This window comes from Streptomyces sp. Je 1-4 4N24, from assembly GCF_026239515.1.
GTDB lineage: Bacteria > Actinomycetota > Actinomycetes > Streptomycetales > Streptomycetaceae > Streptomyces > Streptomyces nigrescens.
Genome location: NZ_CP110836.1, coordinates 8841927 through 8862102 on the forward strand (window position 1 = coordinate 8841927; position 20176 = coordinate 8862102).

At 71.3% G+C, this 20176-nt stretch carries 21 protein-coding genes; 15 read left to right on the forward strand and 6 right to left on the reverse strand.

What is annotated here, in order from left to right; genetic code table 11:
* Positions 1-108 precede the first annotated feature (108 nt).
* Both SLV14N_RS38360 and SLV14N_RS38365 read left to right on the forward strand, forming a co-directional pair.
* Entirely contained in the window at positions 109-411 is a 303-nt protein-coding gene (locus SLV14N_RS38360) for a hypothetical protein (RefSeq protein WP_208687456.1), read from the forward strand.
* Positions 412-806: 395 nt separating this feature from the next.
* Positions 807-1439 carry a DUF2238 domain-containing protein gene (locus SLV14N_RS38365; protein ID WP_263272962.1) on the forward strand — a complete coding sequence of 211 codons (633 nt, stop codon included), beginning with the start codon at positions 807-809 and terminating at the stop codon, positions 1437-1439.
* A gap of 151 nt (positions 1440-1590) precedes the next feature.
* On the opposite strand, the gene gntA is transcribed toward SLV14N_RS38365, so the two are convergent.
* Complete coding sequence (gene gntA / locus SLV14N_RS38370; RefSeq protein ID WP_093636019.1) at positions 1591-2250, reverse strand: guanitoxin biosynthesis heme-dependent pre-guanitoxin N-hydroxylase GntA; 660 nt, start codon at positions 2248-2250, stop codon at positions 1591-1593.
* Between the two features lie 482 nt (positions 2251-2732).
* Positions 2733-3332, reverse strand: a complete 600-nt coding sequence (locus SLV14N_RS38375; RefSeq protein ID WP_208687458.1) for a hypothetical protein — start codon at positions 3330-3332, stop codon at positions 2733-2735.
* 876 nt (positions 3333-4208) lie between these two features.
* Between SLV14N_RS38375 and SLV14N_RS38380 the strand changes: the two genes are divergently transcribed.
* From SLV14N_RS38380 to SLV14N_RS38390, 3 genes are read left to right on the forward strand one after another with little or no spacing between them, the layout of a single operon-like run.
* Complete coding sequence (locus SLV14N_RS38380) at positions 4209-4418, forward strand: ferredoxin (RefSeq protein ID WP_093636495.1); 210 nt, start codon at positions 4209-4211, stop codon at positions 4416-4418.
* The gene (locus SLV14N_RS38385) at positions 4408-5772 is read left to right on the forward strand and encodes an NAD(P)/FAD-dependent oxidoreductase (RefSeq protein ID WP_221174728.1); all 1365 of its coding nucleotides are present in this window, start codon (positions 4408-4410) and stop codon (positions 5770-5772) included. The genes SLV14N_RS38380 and SLV14N_RS38385 overlap by 11 nt, the downstream gene beginning before the upstream one ends.
* Before the next feature lie 37 nt (positions 5773-5809).
* The gene (locus tag SLV14N_RS38390; protein ID WP_208687460.1) at positions 5810-7021 is read left to right on the forward strand and encodes a cytochrome P450; all 1212 of its coding nucleotides are present in this window, start codon (positions 5810-5812) and stop codon (positions 7019-7021) included.
* A 105-nt stretch (positions 7022-7126) separates the two neighbouring features.
* On the opposite strand, the gene SLV14N_RS38395 is transcribed toward SLV14N_RS38390, so the two are convergent.
* Positions 7127-7399, reverse strand: a complete 273-nt coding sequence (locus SLV14N_RS38395) for a hypothetical protein (protein WP_263272966.1) — start codon at positions 7397-7399, stop codon at positions 7127-7129.
* 193 nt (positions 7400-7592) lie between these two features.
* Here SLV14N_RS38395 and SLV14N_RS38400 point away from each other — a divergent pair, with 193 nt between their 5' ends.
* Positions 7593-8477, forward strand: a complete 885-nt coding sequence (locus SLV14N_RS38400; protein WP_263273420.1) for an aminoglycoside phosphotransferase family protein — start codon at positions 7593-7595, stop codon at positions 8475-8477.
* Positions 8478-8614: 137 nt separating this feature from the next.
* On the forward strand, positions 8615-9235 hold the full coding sequence (locus SLV14N_RS38405) for an L-threonylcarbamoyladenylate synthase (RefSeq protein WP_263272968.1): 621 nt from the start codon (positions 8615-8617) through the stop codon (positions 9233-9235).
* Between the two features lie 120 nt (positions 9236-9355).
* Here SLV14N_RS38405 and SLV14N_RS38410 read toward each other — a convergent pair whose 3' ends face one another.
* Positions 9356-9772, reverse strand: a complete 417-nt coding sequence (locus tag SLV14N_RS38410; RefSeq protein ID WP_208687463.1) for a DUF5997 family protein — start codon at positions 9770-9772, stop codon at positions 9356-9358.
* 58 nt (positions 9773-9830) lie between these two features.
* Here SLV14N_RS38410 and SLV14N_RS38415 point away from each other — a divergent pair, with 58 nt between their 5' ends.
* Positions 9831-10610 (forward strand): LysR family substrate-binding domain-containing protein, encoded by a 780-nt coding sequence (locus tag SLV14N_RS38415; protein ID WP_263272969.1) that lies wholly within the window; start codon positions 9831-9833, stop codon positions 10608-10610.
* Positions 10611-10664: 54 nt separating this feature from the next.
* On the opposite strand, the gene SLV14N_RS38420 is transcribed toward SLV14N_RS38415, so the two are convergent.
* Complete coding sequence (locus SLV14N_RS38420; RefSeq protein WP_263272971.1) at positions 10665-11507, reverse strand: MerR family transcriptional regulator; 843 nt, start codon at positions 11505-11507, stop codon at positions 10665-10667.
* Positions 11508-11652: 145 nt separating this feature from the next.
* On the opposite strand from SLV14N_RS38420, the gene SLV14N_RS38425 reads away from it, so the two are divergent.
* Positions 11653-11922, forward strand: coding sequence for a hypothetical protein (locus SLV14N_RS38425; RefSeq protein WP_263272973.1), 270 nt, complete (start codon positions 11653-11655; stop codon positions 11920-11922).
* A gap of 72 nt (positions 11923-11994) precedes the next feature.
* Here the strand turns inward: SLV14N_RS38425 and SLV14N_RS38430 are convergent, their stop codons facing one another.
* Positions 11995-13482, reverse strand: a complete 1488-nt coding sequence (locus SLV14N_RS38430; RefSeq protein ID WP_263272974.1) for an alpha/beta hydrolase — start codon at positions 13480-13482, stop codon at positions 11995-11997.
* A 168-nt stretch (positions 13483-13650) separates the two neighbouring features.
* Between SLV14N_RS38430 and SLV14N_RS38435 the strand changes: the two genes are divergently transcribed.
* Genes SLV14N_RS38435 through SLV14N_RS38460 form a run of 6 tightly spaced genes read left to right on the forward strand, consistent with a single transcriptional unit; the run spans position 13651 to position 20155 of the window.
* Positions 13651-14907: an ATP-grasp domain-containing protein gene (locus tag SLV14N_RS38435; RefSeq protein ID WP_263272975.1), complete on the forward strand. Its 1257-nt coding sequence runs from the start codon at positions 13651-13653 to the stop codon at positions 14905-14907.
* The gene (locus SLV14N_RS38440; RefSeq protein WP_263272976.1) at positions 14904-15755 is read left to right on the forward strand and encodes a DUF364 domain-containing protein; all 852 of its coding nucleotides are present in this window, start codon (positions 14904-14906) and stop codon (positions 15753-15755) included. The genes SLV14N_RS38435 and SLV14N_RS38440 overlap by 4 nt, the downstream gene beginning before the upstream one ends.
* Entirely contained in the window at positions 15752-16903 is a 1152-nt protein-coding gene (locus tag SLV14N_RS38445; RefSeq protein WP_269470894.1) for a PLP-dependent cysteine synthase family protein, read from the forward strand. Before SLV14N_RS38440 ends, SLV14N_RS38445 begins: the two co-directional genes overlap by 4 nt.
* The gene (locus tag SLV14N_RS38450; protein ID WP_263272977.1) at positions 16900-18060 is read left to right on the forward strand and encodes a mandelate racemase/muconate lactonizing enzyme family protein; all 1161 of its coding nucleotides are present in this window, start codon (positions 16900-16902) and stop codon (positions 18058-18060) included. Before SLV14N_RS38445 ends, SLV14N_RS38450 begins: the two co-directional genes overlap by 4 nt.
* Positions 18057-19343 (forward strand): MFS transporter, encoded by a 1287-nt coding sequence (locus SLV14N_RS38455; protein WP_263272978.1) that lies wholly within the window; start codon positions 18057-18059, stop codon positions 19341-19343. The genes SLV14N_RS38450 and SLV14N_RS38455 overlap by 4 nt, the downstream gene beginning before the upstream one ends.
* 20 nt (positions 19344-19363) lie before the next feature.
* Positions 19364-20155 (forward strand): class I SAM-dependent methyltransferase, encoded by a 792-nt coding sequence (locus SLV14N_RS38460; RefSeq protein WP_208687470.1) that lies wholly within the window; start codon positions 19364-19366, stop codon positions 20153-20155.
* Positions 20156-20176 lie beyond the last annotated feature (21 nt).

The following is a 20176-nucleotide window of genomic DNA, read 5'->3' on the forward strand; positions in this document are numbered from 1 at the left end:
GAGACGCCTTCTCCCGAGCCGCGGAACCCCGTCGTTTAGTGATCGTTTAGAGCGCGGCGGCAGCGTGGGTACCGCAGATGGCCACGAGCGCAACGACCGGGGAGCGTCATGCCCACACTTCACCTGAAGAAGATCAAGTGCATTGAGCAGGAGGACTGGACCTTTCATGACGATGTCGTGATCAAAGTCAACGGCATCGTGAGGAACTTCCACTCCATGGACGCGGGCGACACGGACACCCTCGACGAGTACGTCGACTTCACCGGCAAGGCCCTGATCCAGATCTACGAGGCCGACTACGGCGGCGATGACAACGACTTCCTCGGTGAACACACGGTCCGGCGCGGCAGCGGCGTGCTGGAGTTCACCGGAGACGACGCCCACTACAAGCTGTCCTACGCGGTGGAGTAGCAGCCCGGCAGACCTCGCGCCGGCAGACCTCGCGCCGGCCGGCTGGGCGCGAGGACCGAGCCGGGACAGCCGAGGATGACGGTGGGGGCCGAGAGAAGCTCGGCCCCCACCGTTCTGTTCATCGGAGAACGGAACACGGCGGCTGTGGGTGGCGGCTCCGGCGCACCGGCACGGATCTGAGCATCTGAGCATCTGAGTAGAGGTACTCATGACAGCGCCCCGTGGCGGCCACGACGCTGAAGCGGAATGAACGTGCACGGCGGAGCACCCCTCCCGTACAAGGTGGTGTGTTGGCGCCGACCGGGGCATACGCCGTACGCGGTGCCCCGTCCGTCCGCCCCGTGGCGGTCGCGCCGACCCGTATCCGATGTCTCCGAGGCTGATCCATGAAGGCCATGACCGCTCCCCGCCCCCTGCCGCCGGTTCTGCTCGCGGCGGTGCTCCTCGCCCTGGCCCTGTCGGGCCTCCAGCCGCACGACCGCGCCACCTGGCTCATGGAGACCTGCTGGGTGATCGTCGGCCTGCCGGTGCTGGTCGCGGTGCGGAAGCGCTTTCCGCTCAGCCCGCTGCTGTGCTGTCTGCTCGCCGCGCACGCACTGGTCCTGATCGTCGGCGGCCACTACACCTATGCCGAGGTCCCGGTGGGGCACTGGCTGCAGGACGCGCTGGACCTCTCCCGTAATCCCTACGACCGCATCGGGCATCTCATGCAGGGCTTTGTGCCCGCGATCCTGGTCCGCGAACTGCTGGTCCGGACTTCCCCGTTGCGCGGCAGTGCCTGGCTGGGCCCGCTGACCGTGTGCGCATGCCTGGCCTTCAGCGCGTTCTTCGAGATGATCGAGTGGTGGACGGCGCTGGCCGGCGGCGCCGCGGCCGATGCGTTCCTCGCCACCCAGGGGGACCAGTGGGACACCCAGTGGGACATGGCCTGCGCACTCTTCGGAGCGGTCGTCTCGCTCCTGCTCCTCAGCCGCCTCCACGACCGCCAGCTCGCCCGCCTCGGCACCGGGGCGGCCCGGGGCGCCTGAAGGGCCCCTGAGCCGATGGCCAGGGCGCTCCGCCCCCGCCGATGGCGAGGGCGATCCCGTCTTCGCGATACCGCCGCCCAGGGGCACAGGACCGGGCGGGGGGCAGGCGGCGGGTGCGTGCGGCAGCTCGGCGCTGTCGCTCCTGGCGGTCTCAGACCCGGGCGGAGAAGGGGCAGGCCCAGTCGGCCGGCTTGGGGCGGCCCGAGTAGCGCCGGGCCTCGGAGAGCTTCTCGTACTCCAGGAGATTGGGGTTGATGCTGCCCTGCAGCTCGATGTCCTGCTTGCGTATCTTCTCCGCCAGCCGGTCCCAGAGGCCGGCGGCCTTTATCCGGTCGAACTGGTGGTGGGAGTTGAAGGCGAGCATCGGGAACGGCGGGCGGCGGCCGACGCGGCTGTGCGTCTCGTGCAGTCCGATCACGAAGAACGGGTGCCCGGCGACGCTGTAGGCGAAGGCACCGGACGACGGGTCGGGATCGTAGCCCTCGGCCCAGGAGTGCGTACGGCTGTCGTGGTCGTGCAGCGCCTGCAGCTGCTGCCACAAATGCTGCTCGAACTCGGTCTCCGACAGGTTCAGAGGGCCCGAGAAGGTGGCCACGAAGCTTGTGAAGGGTTTGGCGGCCCAGTCCACCGCCTCCACATACGCCTGCAGATCAGCCGCCATCTGCTCGCCCGTGGTGTCATCACCGAACCATGTGTAGTGGCGGTGGGTGATGCCACCCTGTCGCCATGCTGAACGGCCGGCCAGGCAAGCAAAGGAGTCGCCGAGCAGGAACTGCCCGACTTCAGTGGCGGCGGAGACGTCAACCGTCATGTTTGTGACCTTCGGTGAGTGGGCCAATACCCCTGGTGGGGGCCCTGGCAGGGGTGGGACTCTGGCAGTCAAGATCGGGCAGGGCCCGTTCGTCAAGACTCGGCCGATTCACCCCCTGCGACTGCCCTCACCGACAGCGTCAGGACTGCGGCTGCGGTGGCCCGCCGCCCGCCCCGGCGCGACCACGTGCGGGCCCGCCGGACGGCTCCATCCCGTCCGGCGACTGCGGGCCGATCTGCATCGTTTCCGCAGCTCGGGCACATGATCGCCGTGGCGGACCACAGCCCCCCGACCCTACAGGCGATCCGGCTGATCGCACGACTTGCGAGGTCGTTCCGCCTGCGGCGACCGCGCCCGCGGCCGGACCGCCCGGCCCACGCCGGAGGCCTCAGCCAGGGGCGGGGTCCGGCTCGGCGCACCGTCGGCGAGACCGGCACGAGGCAGGGGCCGACGGCGTCGCCGAGCACCGGACGAGATACCCGTCAGGCGGGCGTGGAGGCGGCCTCCTCCTGGGCCACGGCCGCTTCGGCTTCCTGGGTTCCGGCGCCGGCCGCCGGGCGGGAGTAGAAGACGCTCCTGCCCTGCTTGCTGCGGTGTGCGAGGCCCTTGGCGACGAGCGAGGTCTCCAGGGTGTTGCGGACGGCGGTCTCCGGTGCGGAGTGGTCCGGGTGCTGCTGCGTGAGCAGCTTCGTCATCTCCGACACCGTGCGCGGCTGCTCGTCAAGGAGTGCGAGAACGCGGTCGGCGCGGGTGGAGTTCTGACGGCCTGCGGTGGCCCGGGCCGGCTTGGTCTTCCGCGTCTTCTTCTTCGCGCTCTTCGCCACCTTGGCCGGGGGCTTCGACGCCGGCTTGGCCTTCGGTGCGGCGGCCTGCGCCCGTCGTGCCGAGGGTACCGTCACCGGTTTCGTCACCGCGGGTTCGGGCTCCGCCGGCTGCGGTGCGACGGCTGCCTTCCGGGGACCGGCTCCGAGGTGCTTCTGGAGGTCCTCCAACTTCGCCTTGAGTTTCTGCAGCTCGTCGATCTCTTTCGCGATGCCCTCCAGTTTGGCAGCTACCTGCGCAGCGAATTCCGAGTCTGACATGACACAGCCTGCTCTCTATCGCCTGGTCGATCTACGGTTGGCTGGATGTTACTCATCTCTCTCCGCAATTAACCCGGAGTCGCACTTCCTTATCGTCGGGCCCATGACTCATGTGGTCGACTCCATCGATCAACTGGCCTACGAACACGGGGAGTTCGGGTGTCGCGCGCACAGTCTCCATCAGTCAAGAAATGAGCGGTGAATGAGCCATACGGGACGTCTCCGCGCTCCCGTGGACCGTCCGCCCGGGAGCTGAACTCTGTCCGGACGTCACTCCTTTGAGGCTTTCCGACGGTGGATCCGTCGGCTCCCCGGCAGCCGTCTGACGGGGGAGGGGCGCCACCTCTCCGGTGCCCGATGACATACGGCTGTGGCGGCAGATAACTTGTGTGTATGAAGTGAACTCAGTCCCTTCTTCCTCCGCACATGACCCGGACGCGGACACGGGAACCGCGCTTGCTTCGTTCGCCGCCGGGGTCCCTGCTGATCCGGACGGCACGGTCACCGAACTCGTGCGCCGCAAGCAGACACTGAGCCGTGCGGAGCACGGCAGGCGGCCAATGACGTGCTGGACGAGTATCTCAACTTCGCCTACCGGTCGGCGAAAGGGCACCGCGACGGCTTCCCGGTCTCCGGGCATTGCGCGATTCTGCATTCCTGGGGGAGCGATCTGGAGCTGCTTCGGCCTGAGGGGTGGGGCGTGAAGGGGGAGCCTGAAGTGTGCGGCGGGAGGTGTATGGGATGCAGGCTGACCTGCGCTTCTGGTCACCCCGCGTCAGCACTCGGATGGCCGAGCATCGTCTGCGCCGCGCTGCCACCGGTAGTAGGACGGATGACGACGGGTGCGGTGGTGGGCGGTGGGAGGAGTGGCTCGGGTTGAACGTCGTCGTCGATCTCAATCGCTGTCAGGGCTATGCGCAGTGCGCGTTCCTCGCCCCCGAGGTGTTCACGATGCATGGCGAGGAGTCCCTGCTGTACCACCCGGTCGTGCCGGACGGGCAGCTGGAACGGGTGCGCCGGGCCGTGGCGGCATGCCCGGTGCAGGCCATCCTCATGGGCGAGGAGGCGGGCGCCGGTGCGCGATGAAGCGGGCGACGGCCGGATCGTCATCGTCGGCGCGTCCCTCGCGGGGCTGCGGGCCGCCGAGACGCTCCGGGAAAAGGGTTTCACCGGCTCACTGACCCTGGTCGGGGAGGAACCGCAGCCTCCCTACGACCGGCCTCCGCTGTCCAAGCAGGTGCTGCTCGGGAGGGTTCCCGCGGACCGGACCGGGCTGCCGCGGCGCCGTGACGTGGAGGCGCAGTGGAGACTCGGGGTCCGTGCCACCGGACTCGATCCGATCGGGAAGCGGGTCCTGCTCGCCGATGGCGAGGAAGTGCCCTACGACCGGCTGCTGATCGCCACCGGAACCCGTGCCCGGCCCTGGCCGAACCCTGCCGAGGCCGCCTTGGACGGGGTGTTCACCCTCCGCACCAGCGACGAGGCACGCCGCCTGGCGGAGCGTCTCGACGCCGGACCGCGGCGCGTCCTGGTCATCGGCGCCGGCTTCACCGGTTCGGAGATCGCCTCCGCCTGCCGGGAGCGCGGCCTGGCGGTGACGGTCGCGGAGCGGGGCCCGGCGCCCCTCGTCGGTGCCCTCGGCGGAACGCTGGGCGCGCTCGCCGCGAAGCTGCAGCGCGCCCACGGTGTCGACCTGCGCTGCGGAGTGACGGTCACCGCCCTGGAGGGCGACGGCCGGCTCACCGGCGCAGAGTTCTCCGACGGCACACGCATCGATGCCGATGTCGCCGTGGTCGCCCTGGGCGCGATCCGCAACACCGAATGGCTGGCCGAATCGGGACTCGCCGCGGGCCCCCGAGGGGTGACCTGCGACGCGGGGTGCCGCGCCTTCGACATGTACGGGATCGTGACCGACGACGTCTTCGCCGCCGGTGATATCGCCCGGTTCCCGCACCCGCTCTTCGAGTATCAGCTGCTCTCCCTGGAGCACTGGGGCAACGCGGTCGCGCAGGCCGAGGTGGCGGCCCACAACATGGTCAATCCGGGGCCGCGCCGGCTCCCGCACCTGACGGTACCGGCCTTCTGGTCCAGCCAGTTCGGCCTCAACATCAAGTCGGTGGGCGTGCCCACCTTCTCCGACCAGGTGGTCATCGCCCAGGGCTCGCTGAAGGACGCCCGGCTGGTCGCCGTCTACGGCTACCGGGGGCGGGTCACCGCGGCCGTGAGCGTCAACCAGGCCAGGTCACTGGAGTACTACCAGCGGCTGATCGAGACGGCCGCGCCGTTTCCGCCCGCGCCGGGAGCCGCCGACCAGATCGAGTCCCCGGTTCCCGTCCCCTCCGACGTACCGGACCCGAAGATGCTCTCGCACGGTCCGACCGTCGCCCTCACCGGTCATCTGCCGGACCGACGCCTGACGGTGGTGCGGCCGGCCCGCTGAGACCACCGCCACTCATAGCGATGAGGAGCCCCCGCGCATGGCTGCGGACACCCTGTTCCAACGGATCACCGACTACGCCCACCGCGCCGACCCCTATCCGCTCTACGCCGAACTCCGCGAGAACCGCGTGGCACGACAGGAGGACGGCAGCTACCTGGTCGGGACCTACCACGAGATCGCCGCGCTGCTCCACGATCCACGGGTCAGTTCGGACCGCCGCAACCGCACCGCACCGGACGAGACCGGCATCGGCGAGGAAGGACTCCCGCCGGCCTTCATCGGGCTCGACGACCCCGAACACCACCGGCTGCGGAGCCTGGCGATGTGGTCCTTCGGCCCGCCCCACACGCCCGGCCGGATCGATGCCATGCATGGCGAGATCACCCGCATCGTCAAGGACCTCATCGCCGGCCTGGCGGGCAAGGAACGGATCGACATCGTCGACGACTTCGCCTACCCGCTCCCCGTCACCGTGATCTGCCGCCTCCTGGGCGTACCCATCGAGGACGAGCCACAGTTCCGCCAGTGGTCGGACGCGATCGTCGCCGGTATCGACCCCAGCCCCGGGGACGACCCCGCGGAGCGCCAACGCGCCGCCGCAGAGGCCCGGAAGACGATGGCGCTCTATCTGGGAGAGCTCGCCGGGAAGCGCCGCGACCATCCGTCCGACGACATGCTCTCCGCGTTCGCCACGGGCCACGGCACCGACGGGCAGTTCACCCAGCTCGAAATCATGACCACCTCCGTGCTGCTGCTGATCGCCGGCCATGAGACCACCGTCAACCTGATCACCAACGGTATCCTCACCCTGCTGCGCCACCCCGACCAGCTGGCACGTCTGCGCGGCGACCCCGCTCTGATGCCCCTGGCGGTGGAGGAACTGCTGCGCTACGAGCCTCCCGTCCAGATGCTCCCGCAGCGCACCCCGCTGGCCGACATCGAGATCTCGGGGCTCACCATCCCCAAGGGCGCCCCCCTCATCCTGATGCTCGCCTCCGGCAATCGTGACCCCGAACGGTTCCGTGACCCCGACCGCTTCGACCCGGCCCGCGAGGACAACCAGCATCTCGGGTTCGGCAGCGGCATCCACAGCTGCTTCGGCGCCCCGCTCGCCCGTCTGGAAGCCCAGATCGCCCTGAACGAACTCATCCAGCACCTCGGCAGCCCCCGCCTGGTCGAGGACCCGCCTCCGTACCGGCGCAGCCCGGTACTGCGCGGCCCCCGGCACCTGCTCGTCGAGCCCGGCTGAGGGGTGCGGAAGAAGGGCGTGGGTGTCTGAAGCGTCAAGGGACGGAGCCGGGTGCGGAGTGGCTCGGGAGGACTCGGTCCCTCTCCACCGGCGGTCACCGTCCGGTCAGGTGAGGAAGGCCGCCAGCAGCAGTCCGCCGCCGAGGACGGCGGGCAGGATCAGGCGGGTCGGACGCACCACTCCGGCCCTCGCCCGTTCCTCGACGTACAGCGCGTTGAAGCCGCGTGTGGGGTCCGACGTATCGGCGATGCACCGCTCCAGGACGGCCATCTCCGCGGCCCCCAGCCGGGTCGCTATCCCGGTCGCCACGACGTGGTACTCCGAGGACACCATGGGCGGCATCGCGGCGACCGCGTCAAGGACTTCTGTGTTAGCCATGATCGAACGGTAGCGGGGGTGCGGCGGGGAAGGAACGGCAGGAACGTGGTGCTGGGCGGGCGCCGTCCCCGTGGTGCCGCAGGGACGTGCGGCGCCTCCGTTCACCTGCCTGTTTCCGATACGGGCGGGGGCACCGACAGCGCGGCGGATATTCGGTAGGAGCCGAGGCGTGCATGCTCGTAGGATCGACCGTGTGATCGACATCCCGGAAGAACTCGTCGCCACCCAGATCAGGTTCAACGGGGCGGCGGGCCGCGACTTCATCGCCGCGCTGCCGGAGCGGGCCGCGGAGTTCCTCGACCGCTGGGGACTGAAGCTGACCGGACCCTCCCTGAACGGCATGTCCGCGCTCGTCCTGCCGGTCGAGCGGGCCGACGGGACCCCGGCCGCACTCAAGATGCAGCTGCTGGACGAGGAGAGCGAAGGGGAGCCGGTCGCCCTGCGTGTCTGGGGCGGCGACGGCGTCGTACGGCTGCTCGACCACGATGTGCACACCAATACGCTGCTGCTCGAACGCCTCGACGAGAAGCGCCACTTGTCGACGCTCGACGACTCCCGGGAGGCCACGCGGATCCTCGCCGAACTGCTGGCCAGGCTCAGCGCCGTGCCCGCACCCGGGGGTCTGCGTCAGCTGGGCGACATCGCACGGCAGATGCTCGACGCGGTGCCGGACGCGGTACGGAAGGTCGCGGACCCTGCCGAACGGGCGCTCCTGCAGAGCTGTGCGGCGGCCGTACGCGAGGTCGTGGGCGACCCCGGTGACCGGCTGCTCCACTGGGATCTGCACTACGACAACATCCTCGCCGCGGACCGTGAGCCCTGGCTCGCCATCGACCCCAAGCCGCTGGCCGGCGACCCGGGCTTCGAGCTGATGCCCGCGCTCGCCAATGACTTCGCGCCGTCCGAAGTGCGCTACCGCTTCGACCTGATGACCGAGGCGCTGGGCCTCGACCGGCAGCGGGCGGCCGCTTGGACGCTGGGGCGGGCCCTGCAGAACCTGCTGTGGAACATCGAGGACGAGGAGGACGAGCTGGACCAGGAGCAGCTCGCGATCGCCCGGCTGTTGCTCGGGCGGTGACCCGGCCCGACGTCGCGGCCGCGCGGAACATGACGTCGGCCCCGCGGCCACGGGGACACGCTCTCCGGGCGTCCTCCACGGGGCAGTGGCGTCCTGCCCATCCGGGCGCGGGAGTCCTGATCACGTAGGCTCGACGGATGGCGAAGTACTTCGACGTGCACCCCGAGAATCCTCAGCGGCGCACCATCAGCAATGTGGCCGACAGCATCCGCTCCGGCGCTCTCATCGCGTACCCGACGGACTCCTGCTTCGCACTGGGATGCCAGCTCGGCAGTCGCAGCGGTATCGAGCGGATCCGGTCCATCCGGAATCTCGACGACCGTCACCACTTCACCCTCGTGTGCCAGAACTTCTCGCAGCTGGGTCAGTTCGTGCACATCGACAATGACGTGTTCCGCGCGATCAAGGCCGCCACCCCCGGCAGTTACACCTTCATCCTTCCCGCGACGAAGGAGGTACCGCGCCAGCTGCTGCACCCGAAGAAGAAGACGGTCGGCGTGCGGATCCCGGACCATGTCGTCACTCAGGCCCTGCTCGCCGACCTCGGTGAGCCGCTGCTCTCCAGCACCCTGCTCCTGCCCGACGAGGAGGAGCCGATGACCCAGGGATGGGAGATCAAGGAACGGCTCGACCACGTGGTGGACGCCGTACTCGACTCGGGCGACTGCGGCACCGAGCCGACCACGGTCATCGACTTCTCCGGCGACGGTGCCGAGATCGTCCGCCGGGGGGCGGGCGACCCCACGCGGTTCGAGTAGCCGCTCTCGCTCAGGGTGCCGTACCGGTGACGGCCGGCTACGGAGGAGTTCGCCGCCCGCCGGGCCGGGCGGGCAGGTATGACCCGCGCGCCCGCGGCCGGCATCGTGCAGGGACAGAGGTCAGGAGCGCGGGCGGCGGGGCTGCTCGCCGCTCTCCGCCTTGCTCTCCGCCTTCTTCTCCTTGATCCGCACCGCTTCCTTGCGGACCTCGGCCTGGGTGGCGCGCTCCCGCTGCAGCCACTCGGGGCTTTCGTTCTTCAGGGCGTCGATCTGCTCCGTGGTGAGGGCTTCCGTGACACCGGCGCGGGCGAGACCGGAGATGGAAACGCCCAGCTTCGCCGCGACCACCGGCCGGGGGTGCGGGCCGTTGCGTCGCAGTTCCAGCAGCCACTCGGGCGGATCGGCCTGCAGTGCGTTCAACTCGGTGCGCGAGACGACACCCTCCTGGAACTCGGTGGGGGTGGCCTCGAGGTACACACCCAGCTTCTTCGCCGCGGTCGCGGGCTTCATCGTCTGGGGGGTCTGGTGCGACTTCATGGTGTCAAGGGTATCGAGCATGTGCGCTACCTCCGACCACGACCGGTAACCTGGCGGCGTGACAAGCTCGGAAGCATCCCCGTCGTTCCGGCTCGCCTATGTCCCGGGAGTGACGCCCACGAAGTGGGTGCGGATCTGGAACGAGCGGCTGCCCGACATCCCACTGAACCTGATCGCGGTGCCCGCCGCCGAAGCCTGCGAGCTGTTGCGGGGCGGTGGCGCCGACGCGGGCTTTGTGCGGCTGCCGGTCGACCGGACGGATCTCGCCGCGATTCCCCTCTACACCGAGACGACCGTGGTCGTGGTTCCGAAGGACCACCTCGTGACGGCGGTCGACGAGGTGGCCGCCGAGGATCTGGCCGACGAGATCGTGCTGCACCCGCTCGACGAGACCCTCGACTGGGAGCACCGGCCGGGACGGCCCGCGAAGGAGCGCCCCGCCACGACGGCGGACGCCATCGAGCTGGTGGCGGCAGGGGTGGGACTCCTCGTGGTCCCGCAGTCACTCGCCCGGCTGCACCACCGCAAGGACCTCACCTACCGGCCTCTCACGGACGGCCCCGCGTCGCGCGTCGCGCTGTCCTGGCTGCAGGAAGAGACCACCGACCTGGTGGAAGACTTCATCGGGATCGTCCGCGGGCGGACCGTCAACAGCACACGGGGGCGCTCGCAGGCCCCGGCCCCGGCACAGCCGAAGGCCAAGCGCCCCGAGGCGGGTGGCGCCCGGCGCAAGCCCGCGGCAGGCAAGGCAGCGGGAAAGCCGGCCGGCAAGAGTCCGCGCAGCGGTTCCGGCAGTCCCAAGGGCGCCCGGCGCGGCAAGCCTCGCCGCCGGTCGTAGCTCCGGCGCCGCTCCTCCCCAGGACTCTCGGTGCACAGGGAGCCGCTCGTCGCCTCACTCGTCCGCGCCGGTCTCGTCGAGCGTACGGATCGCCGCAGCGGTTTCGACACCGTCGTCGTGCAGCAGATGCCGCATGCGGGTGATGTCGACGTATGCGTCGTCGACGGGATGCGGGACCAGGCGCGAGAGCGCGGTGCAGTACTTGGCGATCGAGAATGTGCCGGGGATGAATATCGACAGTTCCTCGCGGGCCTCGAAGAGCTGTACCTCGATGTCGCCGGGCAGAGCCGCGAGGGCGTCCTCGTCCGCCGTGACGGGAATCTTCACCAGCCAGCACGGCCCCTCGCCGGAGAGGGCCTGCCTCTTCTGCTCCGGGGTCTCGCCGGCCAGGGTTTGCCAAGGAGGCCCCGAGACGACGGCTCCGCAGGACTCCACGGTCTTGACCATGTCCTGAACGGTGGCGGTGACGGCGGCATCGGACTCATCCCATTCGTACGGGTTGCGCACGGCTGACGTGCCGGGCACCAGCTTCGACACCACGGTCATCTCGGGTGTGTGGCGCCGGCGCACCTCCGGCCATGAGTCGAAGAATCTCCGTGCGTCCCTGATCGCCTCGTCCTGAGCCTGCCGCTGCCGCTCCACCTCCGCACTGTGCTGCTGCAACAGGGCCGGGGTCGCGTCCGGCTCGTCGAGAGCACGCCGGACGAGCTTGACGCTCATTCCCGTGCCGCGCAGGACGGTGATCAGCATGGCCTGTTCGGCCTGCTCCAGCAGGTACGAGCGGTATCCGGTCTGCTCGTCGACGTGGGCCGGGACGAGCAGCCCCTCGGAGTGGTAGTACCGCAGCGTCTGCGGCGGCAGATGGCACATTTCGCTGAATTCGCTGATCGACAACATGAGGCCATGGTCACCCTTACAGCAACTGCAAGGTCAAGCGTCGGCATCGGCCATGGGTCATCGAGTGACGAGACAGCCCTCGGGCATCGGCACGCACACGACCGTGGTGCCGAGGCGCGGCGGCGGGAGGTGTGCATCGACATCGATGCGACCACCACCATCGCCGGCGCCCGGACAGGCGATGTTCGCGCACCTCCGCAGCCTGCAGCGCGTGGTCGCGACCGGCGCCTCGTCGACCTCACCCGCCTTCCACGACGTCTATCACCCCTACCTCGCAGCGGTGAGGGCCTACCGGGTGGCGGTGCGCGACGAACTGGAGGGGCTGCCCCTGTCTCCCGCGGTGTTCGGGTGGGGCGAATGGGACGGCAAGGACAGCTGTGCGCTCTGTGGAGAGGCGGGCGCGGGCGGAGGGTGAACGCCGGGCGGGCGACGGCGCGGGCCCGGTCCTGTGGCGCGGGCCGGGCCGTCCGCCCTCACTCAACGAGGCTCATGGGGTGGGCAGTCCGGGCCCCGTGCAGTGCACGTCGGCGCGCGGCACGGTTCCGTCGGTCAGATAGGCCGCGGCCGTCCCGTCCACACAGCCGTTGCCCCGGCTGGCGAACACTCCGTGTGAGTAGTCGTCGTGGAGGGAGACCAGACGGGAGCCGGGCAGCCGTCGTTGCAGTGCCCGGGCGCCTTCGACGGGGGTGACGGGGTCGTGCTCGGAGGCGATCAGCAGGACCGGTGGTGCGTCCGGGCTGCCGAGCGGCGTAGCGTGCGCGGGCCGGTGGTGCCAGTACGCGCACACCGAGGCCTCCATCCCGGTGAGCACCGGCTGCGGGTCGAGCCGCCGCATCCGCCGGATGTCGGCGACCACGCGGGCAGGCGAGGGTGCCGGTCCGTCCGCGCACTTGACCGTGCGGTTGGCGGCTTCATACGTACGTGACGCGGGGCCGTCGAAGGGCTCCGCCGGGCGCAGCGGGCCGGTGGTGCCGTCGCGCAGGTAGGTCCGCAGGCCGTCGGCGAGGCCCGCCCAGCGTTCGGTGCGGCCCAGCGCCCGGTACACGGCGCGGTCGAACTCCGCCGCCCCGAAGCCGTCCACGGGGCGCTCGGCGAGACCGTCCCGCACCCGCTGGTACGCGGTACGTACCGCCGTCCCGTCCGTGCCGAGCCCGAAGCGCTTCTCGTGCCGGGCCGCCCAGGCGAAGAACACCGCCCGCTGGCGCACCATGGCCCGGCTCTGGAGAAGATCGAAGTCGTACCACTCCCCGGGGCCGACGACGCTGTCGAGCACCATCCGGCCCACCCGCTGCGGGAATTGAGCGGCGTAGGCGGCCCCGAGATAGCTGCCGTAGGAGACGCCGAGATAGCCGATCCGGCGCTCACCGAGCGCCTCCCGTATGGCGTCCATGTCCCGGGCGGTCTCGGTGGTCGACAGATGTGGCAGCGCGTCCTTGAGGTGCCGGGCGCAGTCGTCGGCGGTCCGCCGCAGTCCGTCGAGGTACGCCTGCTCGGCCGTCCGCCCTGCCGGCACCGGGTCCTGGCCCGGGCTGTCGAAGAGGCCGCCCATCGGGCCGCAGTCCGCGGGCGCGCTGGCACCGGTGCCGCGCGGGTCGAAGCCGATCACGTCGTACGAACGCCGCACCTGCTCCGGCAGTTTGGCGCGCTTGGTGACCGCGTAGGGGAGGCCCGACCCGCCGGGCCCGCCCGGGTTGACCAGCAGGACGCCACGCCGCTCGGAGTCCGGTCCGGAGGCGCGGACCCGGGACACGGCGATGTCGAGGTGCTTGCCGTGCGGGTGGCTCCGGTCCAGCGGGACGCTCAGCCGGCCGCACTCGACCCGTTCGGGCGCGGGCGGGGCCGGTACGGAGTCCGGGCAGGAGCCGAAGTGGAGAGCCGGTGGCGGGGGAGCGGCGGGAGCGGGGGCGGCCGGGAGCAGGGCGGCGGTGGCCGTCAGGGCGCAGAGCAGGCCCGTGCGGCGTACGGCAGGAATCACAGGTCTCGCATTCGGGAGTGCGGCGGAGGGTGCCGCAGGACTTGGTGGTGAAAATGATTATCGTTTACAGTGTGGCCCGGTCAAGCCGGACGGCCCTCGCCAAGGGGCCACCGCTCCGTCAAGTACCGCCGCAACAAGGCCCGAACAACGCTGCGAAGAAGGGACACCGTGGCTCATCTGCTGATGGTCGAGAGCTGGGTCGGAGCGATGAGCAGGCTGCTCCCACGCGCGATCCGTGAGGGCGGACACGAGTTCACCTTCCTCACCCGCGACCTGCACCACTACCTCCGCTCCGCGCCCGAGGGCGCCGCTCACCCGCTGCTCGGCGCCCGCAATGTGCTGACCGCCGACACCAACGACCTCGAATCGCTGCTGCCGTACGTCGAGCGGCTGCACCCCGCGCTCGGCTTCGACGGTGTGATCACCTCCTGCGACTACTACCTCCCGACCGTCGCGCGGATCGCCGGCCACCTCGGACTGCCCGGCCCGGCACCCGAAGCGGTCGAGAACGCCTGCCGCAAGGACGCGACCCGGCAGGTGCTCGCCGCCGCCGGGCTCCCCGGGCCGCGCTTCGCGGTCTGTAGGGACCGGTCCGAAGCCGCCGCCGCGGCGGCCGGGATCGGTTATCCGCTGGTACTCAAGCCCGTCGATCTGTGCGCGGGCATGTTCGTCCGGCGCGTCGACGACGAAGCGGAGCTGGCCCGCGCCTACCGCGCGCTGGAGGGCTTCCCCGTCAACGCCCGCGGTCAGCGCCGGGCGCCCGTGGTCCTCCTCGAAGAGCTGCTGCACGGACCCGAAGTCAGCGTCGAGACCGTGACGTTCGACGGCGCCACCGAGGTGGTCGGGGTGACCGACAAGAGCGTCGGCGGGGCGCCGGCCTTCATCGAGACCGGCCATATGTTCCCCGCCCCGCTCCCGGCGGCCGATACGGCAGCGGCCGGGGAGACGGCCCGCCAGGCGATCGAGGCACTCGGACTCGACGGCGTCGTGGCGCACACGGAGATCAAGCTGACGCCCGACGGACCGCGTCTGATCGAGGTCAACCCCCGCCCCGCGGGCAACCGCATCACCGAACTGATCCGCCATGTCACCGGTGTCGACATTGCCGCTGCCGCGGTGGACGTGGCGATAGGACAGCGTCCCGATCTGCGGATACGGGACACCGGGCTGCGCAGCGCCGCGATCGGCTTCCTCGTCCCGCAGTCCACGGGCGTGCTGGAGGAGATCGACGGCGCGGACCTCGTGCGGAAGGCGCCGGGTGTGCTCGAAGTCCAGCTCGCCGACCCCGGCAAGGCGGTCAAGGCGGCCGGCAGCAACAACGAGTACCTGGGGCATGTCATGGCCGGCGACGCCGAGGGCCCGGCCGCGCGCCGGCGCGTCGAAGCGCTGCTGTCCGAGCTGCGCCCGCGGGTGGTGAACCGATGACCACCCCCACCACCCACCTCCCTGCCCCCGCCGCTTCGTACGACGACCTCGTGGCCCGTGTCCTCGACGGGGACTTCGGGCCCGACCCGCGTACCCAGAAGGTCGCCGTCGCCTTCAGCACCCGGCAGGCCGTACGCCACGAGGGCCGCAGCGGCGGCTACCGCAACGAAGTGCTGAGCCTGCGGCTGGCCGCTGCCGTCGGCTCCTGCGCGGTGGAGCCCGGTGAGCTGCCGGACGCCGCGATCGAGGACTGTGTCGGCGCGGACCTGGCCCGCCTCCTGGCGCACGAACTGCGCCCGGTGCGGGTGGCCGCCCTCGACACCTATCTGATGCATGTCCTCCCGCACACGCCCGCGAACGGCGCACGGCCCTGGTCGCTGCCGGCCGGGTCGTCCCTGCGGAAGTCCCGGGCCAGGGCACGGGCCGTCACCGGACTGGTCGCTACCGCGCCGGGCTCCCGGGTGCTCGTGGTCGGCGTGGTCAACTCGCTGCTGGAGGCGCTCCGTGAGCGCGAGCTGTCGTATGTGCCCTGCGACCTCAAGGGCGGTACGACGGAGTGGGGCGAGCCCGTCCGCACCGATGCGCTCGCCGAGTTGGAGCACTGCGACGCGGTGCTCGCCTCCGGGATGACCCTGGGCAACGGCAGCTTCGAACCGCTGCGGGAGCACGCGCTGCGCCACGGCAAGCCCCTGGTGATGTTCGCCCAGACCGGCAGCGCGGTGCTGCCGCGGTTCCTCGGCTCCGGGGTGAGCGCGGTGTGTGCGGAGCCGTACCCGTTCTTCTGGCTCGACGGCGGACCGGGTCTCGTCCACCGCTACCGCGACGAGGCATCCGGAGCCGCCCGGTGACCACGGCCGTCCGGCATCCGACCGGCAACCGCGCGCTCCTCGGCCTGCTCGGCCGCACTCCGCTCGCCCGGGTCACCGCCGACCTCCCCTGCCCGCACCCCGGCTTCTGGGCCAAGCTCGAAGCGCTCGGCGCGGGCGGCATGAAGGCACGGGCCGCCGTGTCCATGCTGCTCGGCGCCCGGGAGCGCGGCCAACTACGGCCCGGCGCCCCCGTCGTGGAGTCCACCTCCGGCACACTCGGCATCGGTCTGGCCTTCGCGGGCCAGGCGCTCGGCCATCCGGTCGTGCTGGTCGGCGACACCGAGCTGGAGCCGTCCATGCGCCAGCTGCTGCGGACCCACGGGGTCCGGCTCGAACTCGTCGACCGTCCGGCGGCCGACGGCGGATGGCAGGCGGCCCGGCTGGCCCGGCTGCGGCAGCTGCTCGCCGAGCTGCCCGGCGCGTACTGGCCCGACCAGTACAACAACCCCGACAATGTCGCCGGTTACGCCTCCCTCGCCGCCGAAATGGCAGCCGAACTCGACCATCTCGACGTCCTGGTGTGCAGCGTCGGCACCGGAGGCCACAGCGCGGGCGTCGTCGGCCCGCTGCGCCGGCACTGGCCGCAGCTGCGGCTGATCGGTGTGGACGCCACCGGCTCGACGATCTTCGGCCAGCCCGCCAGGGCCCGGCTGATGCGGGGCCTCGGCAGCAGCATCCATCCACGCAATGTGGCCTACGACGCCTTCGACGAGGTGCACTGGGTCGGCCCGGCCGAGTCCGCGGACGCCTGCCGCAGGCTCGCCACCGGCAACTTCGTCAGCGGCGGCTGGAGCACCGGCGCGGTCGCCCTGGTCTCCGCATGGGCCGCACGGGTACACCCCGGGGCCGTGGTCGCCACCGTCTTCCCCGACGGTCCGCAGCGCTACCTCAACAGCGTCTACGACGACGACTTCGCCACCGCCCACGGCCTGGACCTGGCCACGGCCGCCACCCGCCCGGTCGAGATCCCGCATCCGACGGCCGCGGAGGCGACCGGATGGACCCGGTGCGGGACGGTCGCCGACCCGCTCGCACCCCCGGCCGCGGCGAGCGGACGCCCGCCCGCCCCGCTGCCCGCCGCCACGCACCACCCCGCCTGCCCCACCACCTGGGAAGAAGCCCCGTGAAGGTCAGCCAGCGCACCGTACGACTCGAACTCACCGAGCCGCTGCGGATATCCCGCTCCACGATGGCGGCCCGCGACGCCGTATGGCTCGCCATCGAGCACCAAGGCCACAGCGGCTACGGAGAAGCCGTCACCAGCACGTACTACGGCCTGGACGCCGCCACCCTCGGCCGGCTGCTGCACGAGGCCGCGCGGGAACTCGCCCGCTGCGCCACCCCCGAGAGCGCCCTCGACGCCCTGCGCGCGGGCGACCTGCCCGCGCCCGGCATGCCCCCGGCGGTGACCGCGGCCGTGGAGTCCGCGCTGCTCGATCTCGTCGGGAAGCGCGCCGGCCTGCCCGTGCACCAGTTGCTCGGCGCGTCGGAAGCGCCGAGCGCCGCCACCGCCCGCACCATCGGCATCACCTCGTGCCGTGCGGCCGCGGAGCAGGCGGGCCGGCTGGCCCGGCTCGGCTTCTCCGTCATCAAGATCAAGGCCGGTGCTCCGGACCCCGAGGACGACCTCGACCGCGTACTGGCGGTACGCAACGCCGCACCGCACGCCCGGCTGCTGCTCGACCCCAACGGCGCCTGGAGTACCACCCTGGCCGACGCCCTGCTGCCCCGCTACGCCGGCCTCGGCGTCGAGGCGGTGGAGCAGCCGCTCGCCCCCGGCGACCCCGAGACACTGGCCGCACTCGCCGCACGCTCGCCGCTGCCCATCATCGCCGACGAGGACGCGGCCGGCTTCGAGGATGCCCGGCGGCTGGCCGGGCGGGTGCACGGCATCAACGTCAAGCTCGCGAAGTGCGGTGGGGTCACCGCGGCGCTGCGCATCGCCGACCTGCTCGCCGGCAGCGGTACCGAGCTGATGCTCGGCTGCCTCACCGCCAGCACCCTCGGCCTCGCCCCCGCCGTCCACCTCGCCGACCGCGCCCGATGGACGGACCTGGACGGCCACTTGCTGCTCGCCCACGACCCCTGGACCGGTATCGGCGGCACGGACGGCACCGTACGCGCCGGCCGGGAACCGGGCCTCGGCGTCCGGCCGGCCCACGGCGCACCGCCACCGGGCGGGGAGACAGCGGGCCAGGAGACAGCGGGCCAGGAGACGGCGGACCAAGAAACAGCAGGCCAGGAGACGACGGAGCCGGTCCGCGGCGGGGAGGCAAACCGGTGAAGACCTGGCACGAGATGCGCCGCTTCCCGATCGCCATCCGCCTGCTGCTGATCAACCAGCTCGGCGTCAACACCGGCTTCTATCTGCTCATTCCGTACCTCGCCGTGCACCTCGGCGAAGACCTCGGAATGTCCGCCGCGGTCGTCGGGATCATCCTCGGCGTGCGCAACCTGAGCCAGCAGGGCCTGTTCCTCATCGGCGGATCGGCCGCCGACCGGCTGGGCGCACGTGGTGTCATCATCGCCGGCTGCGCGCTGCGGACCGTCGGCTTCGGCCTCTTCGCACTCGGCGACGGCCTGGTCGTCCTCATCGCGGCGTCCGTGCTCTCCGGGCTGGCCGGCGCGCTGTTCAACCCCGCGGTACGCGCCTATCTCGCGCAGGAGGCGGGCCCGCGCAAGGCCGAGGCGTTCGCGCTCTTCAACGTCTTCGCGACCACCGGAGCCCTGATCGGGCCGCTGCTCGGCAGCGCCCTGCTGCTGGTCGACTTCCGGGTCTCCGCGCTGACCGCCGCCGCGATCTTCGCCCTGCTCACCGTCGCCCAGGCCGTGGTGCTGCCCGCGTCCAAGGTCGCCCCGGCGGCCAACAGCGTCCTCGGCGACTGGCGCGAGGTCCTCGGCAACCGCGTCTTCCTGGCCTTCGCGCTGGCCATGGTCGGCATGTTCACCATGCAGAACCAGCTGTATCTGCTGCTGCCCGACGGCGCCCGGCGGGCCACCGGCTGGGACGGCGCGGCCGGTCTGGTGTTCCTCATCGGCACCGTCGCCAACCTCGCGCTCCAGATGCGGATCACCCGCGCCCTCAAGGAGCGCGGCGACCGCGCGCGGTGGATCAGCGCCGGCCTCGGTCTCATGGGCCTCGGCTTCGTCCCGCCGATGGCTGTCGCGGCCCTGGGACCGCCGTCCGGCGGCCCCGGCGAGGCCGCGTTGCGCGCACTGCCCGTCCTGGCCGGGGCGCTGCTGCTCTACCTCGGCGTCATGGTCGCCCAGCCGTTCGTGATGGAGCTGATTCCCGCCTTCGGCCGCGCCGAGCTCACCGGCACCTACTTCGGACTGTTCTACGTGGTCTCCGGCATCGCCGCTGCGGCGGGCAACACCGTCGTCGGCTGGGCCATGGACACCGGCGAACACACCCGTACCCAGTGGCTGCCGTGGGCCTGCTGCCTGGCTTTCGGCCTCGTCTCCGCGGCCGGCGTCGCCTGGCTGCACCGGCTGCGCGGTCTGCCGGGGCGGGCAACCGACCCCGTACCGGCCACCGCGGAGCCCACGACGGCGGGGAAGGCCTGACCACACCCATGGAAACGGATATGACCAGCGAAAACCTGCTGACCGACAACCCGGAGCTCTACGAGGCCCGCTTCCCCGACACCGAACGGCTCGCCGGCCGCTGGGCCGAGGACTGCCTGCGCCGGCACCGCGCGGGACACCGCGTGCTCGACCTCGGCTGCGGCACCGGACGGGACGCCGCCCATCTGCACGGGGCGGGCCGCACCGTCGTCGGCGCTGACCTCTCCGCCGCGATGCTGGCCCACGCCCGCACACAGCACCCCGGTCCGGACTACGTACAAGCCGACCTGCGCGACTTCGACCTCCGCCAAGGCCCCTTCGACGCCATCGTCTGCCTGGACAGCGCCCTGCTCTACTGCCACACCAACGCCGAACTCGACGGCTTCCTCGCCTCCTGCCGGCGCGGCCTCACGCCCGGCGGGCTGCTCGTGGCCGAGATGCGCAACGGGGCCTTCTTCCTCGGCCGGACGGAACTGCTCGACGCCCCGGCCGTCAACGACTTCACCTGGCGCGGCACCGCCTACTCCTCCACCACCACGCTGTACATCGACCGCGCCGCCCAACTCCTGCGCCGCACCCGCCTCTGGACCACCGACGACGGCACCCCGCCACACGAGCAGCGTTCCGCATGGCGCCTGCTCTTCCCCCAGGAGCTGCGCTACGTCCTCGCCGCGCACGGCTTCGAGGTCCTCGACCTGCACGACGGGCCGGGGCCGCGGACGGACCCGGCCTGGCACGAGGGCGCCGGGCCGGGCGAGTCCGCCGACGGGGACCGGCTCCACCTCGTCGCCCGGCTGACCCGGCACGACTGACGGCCGCCCGGCCTCCCTCCA

Bases quoted from the DNA above. Each gene is read 5' to 3' on its own strand.
- SLV14N_RS38360 (WP_208687456.1), top strand. From the start codon at position 109: ATGCCCACACTTCACCTGAAGAAGATCAAGTGCATTGAGCAGGAGGAC.
- SLV14N_RS38365 (WP_263272962.1), top strand. From the start codon at position 807: ATGACCGCTCCCCGCCCCCTGCCGCCGGTTCTGCTCGCGGCGGTGCTC.
- gntA (WP_093636019.1), bottom strand. From the start codon at position 2,250: ATGACGGTTGACGTCTCCGCCGCCACTGAAGTCGGGCAGTTCCTGCTC.
- SLV14N_RS38375 (WP_208687458.1), bottom strand. From the start codon at position 3,332: ATGTCAGACTCGGAATTCGCTGCGCAGGTAGCTGCCAAACTGGAGGGC.
- SLV14N_RS38390 (WP_208687460.1), top strand. From the start codon at position 5,810: ATGGCTGCGGACACCCTGTTCCAACGGATCACCGACTACGCCCACCGC.
- SLV14N_RS38395 (WP_263272966.1), bottom strand. From the start codon at position 7,399: ATGGCTAACACAGAAGTCCTTGACGCGGTCGCCGCGATGCCGCCCATG.
- SLV14N_RS38405 (WP_263272968.1), top strand. From the start codon at position 8,615: ATGGCGAAGTACTTCGACGTGCACCCCGAGAATCCTCAGCGGCGCACC.
- SLV14N_RS38410 (WP_208687463.1), bottom strand. From the start codon at position 9,772: ATGAAGTCGCACCAGACCCCCCAGACGATGAAGCCCGCGACCGCGGCG.
- SLV14N_RS38420 (WP_263272971.1), bottom strand. From the start codon at position 11,507: ATGTTGTCGATCAGCGAATTCAGCGAAATGTGCCATCTGCCGCCGCAG.
- SLV14N_RS38425 (WP_263272973.1), top strand. From the start codon at position 11,653: ATGCGACCACCACCATCGCCGGCGCCCGGACAGGCGATGTTCGCGCAC.
- SLV14N_RS38440 (WP_263272976.1), top strand. From the start codon at position 14,904: ATGACCACCCCCACCACCCACCTCCCTGCCCCCGCCGCTTCGTACGAC.
- SLV14N_RS38460 (WP_208687470.1), top strand. From the start codon at position 19,364: ATGACCAGCGAAAACCTGCTGACCGACAACCCGGAGCTCTACGAGGCC.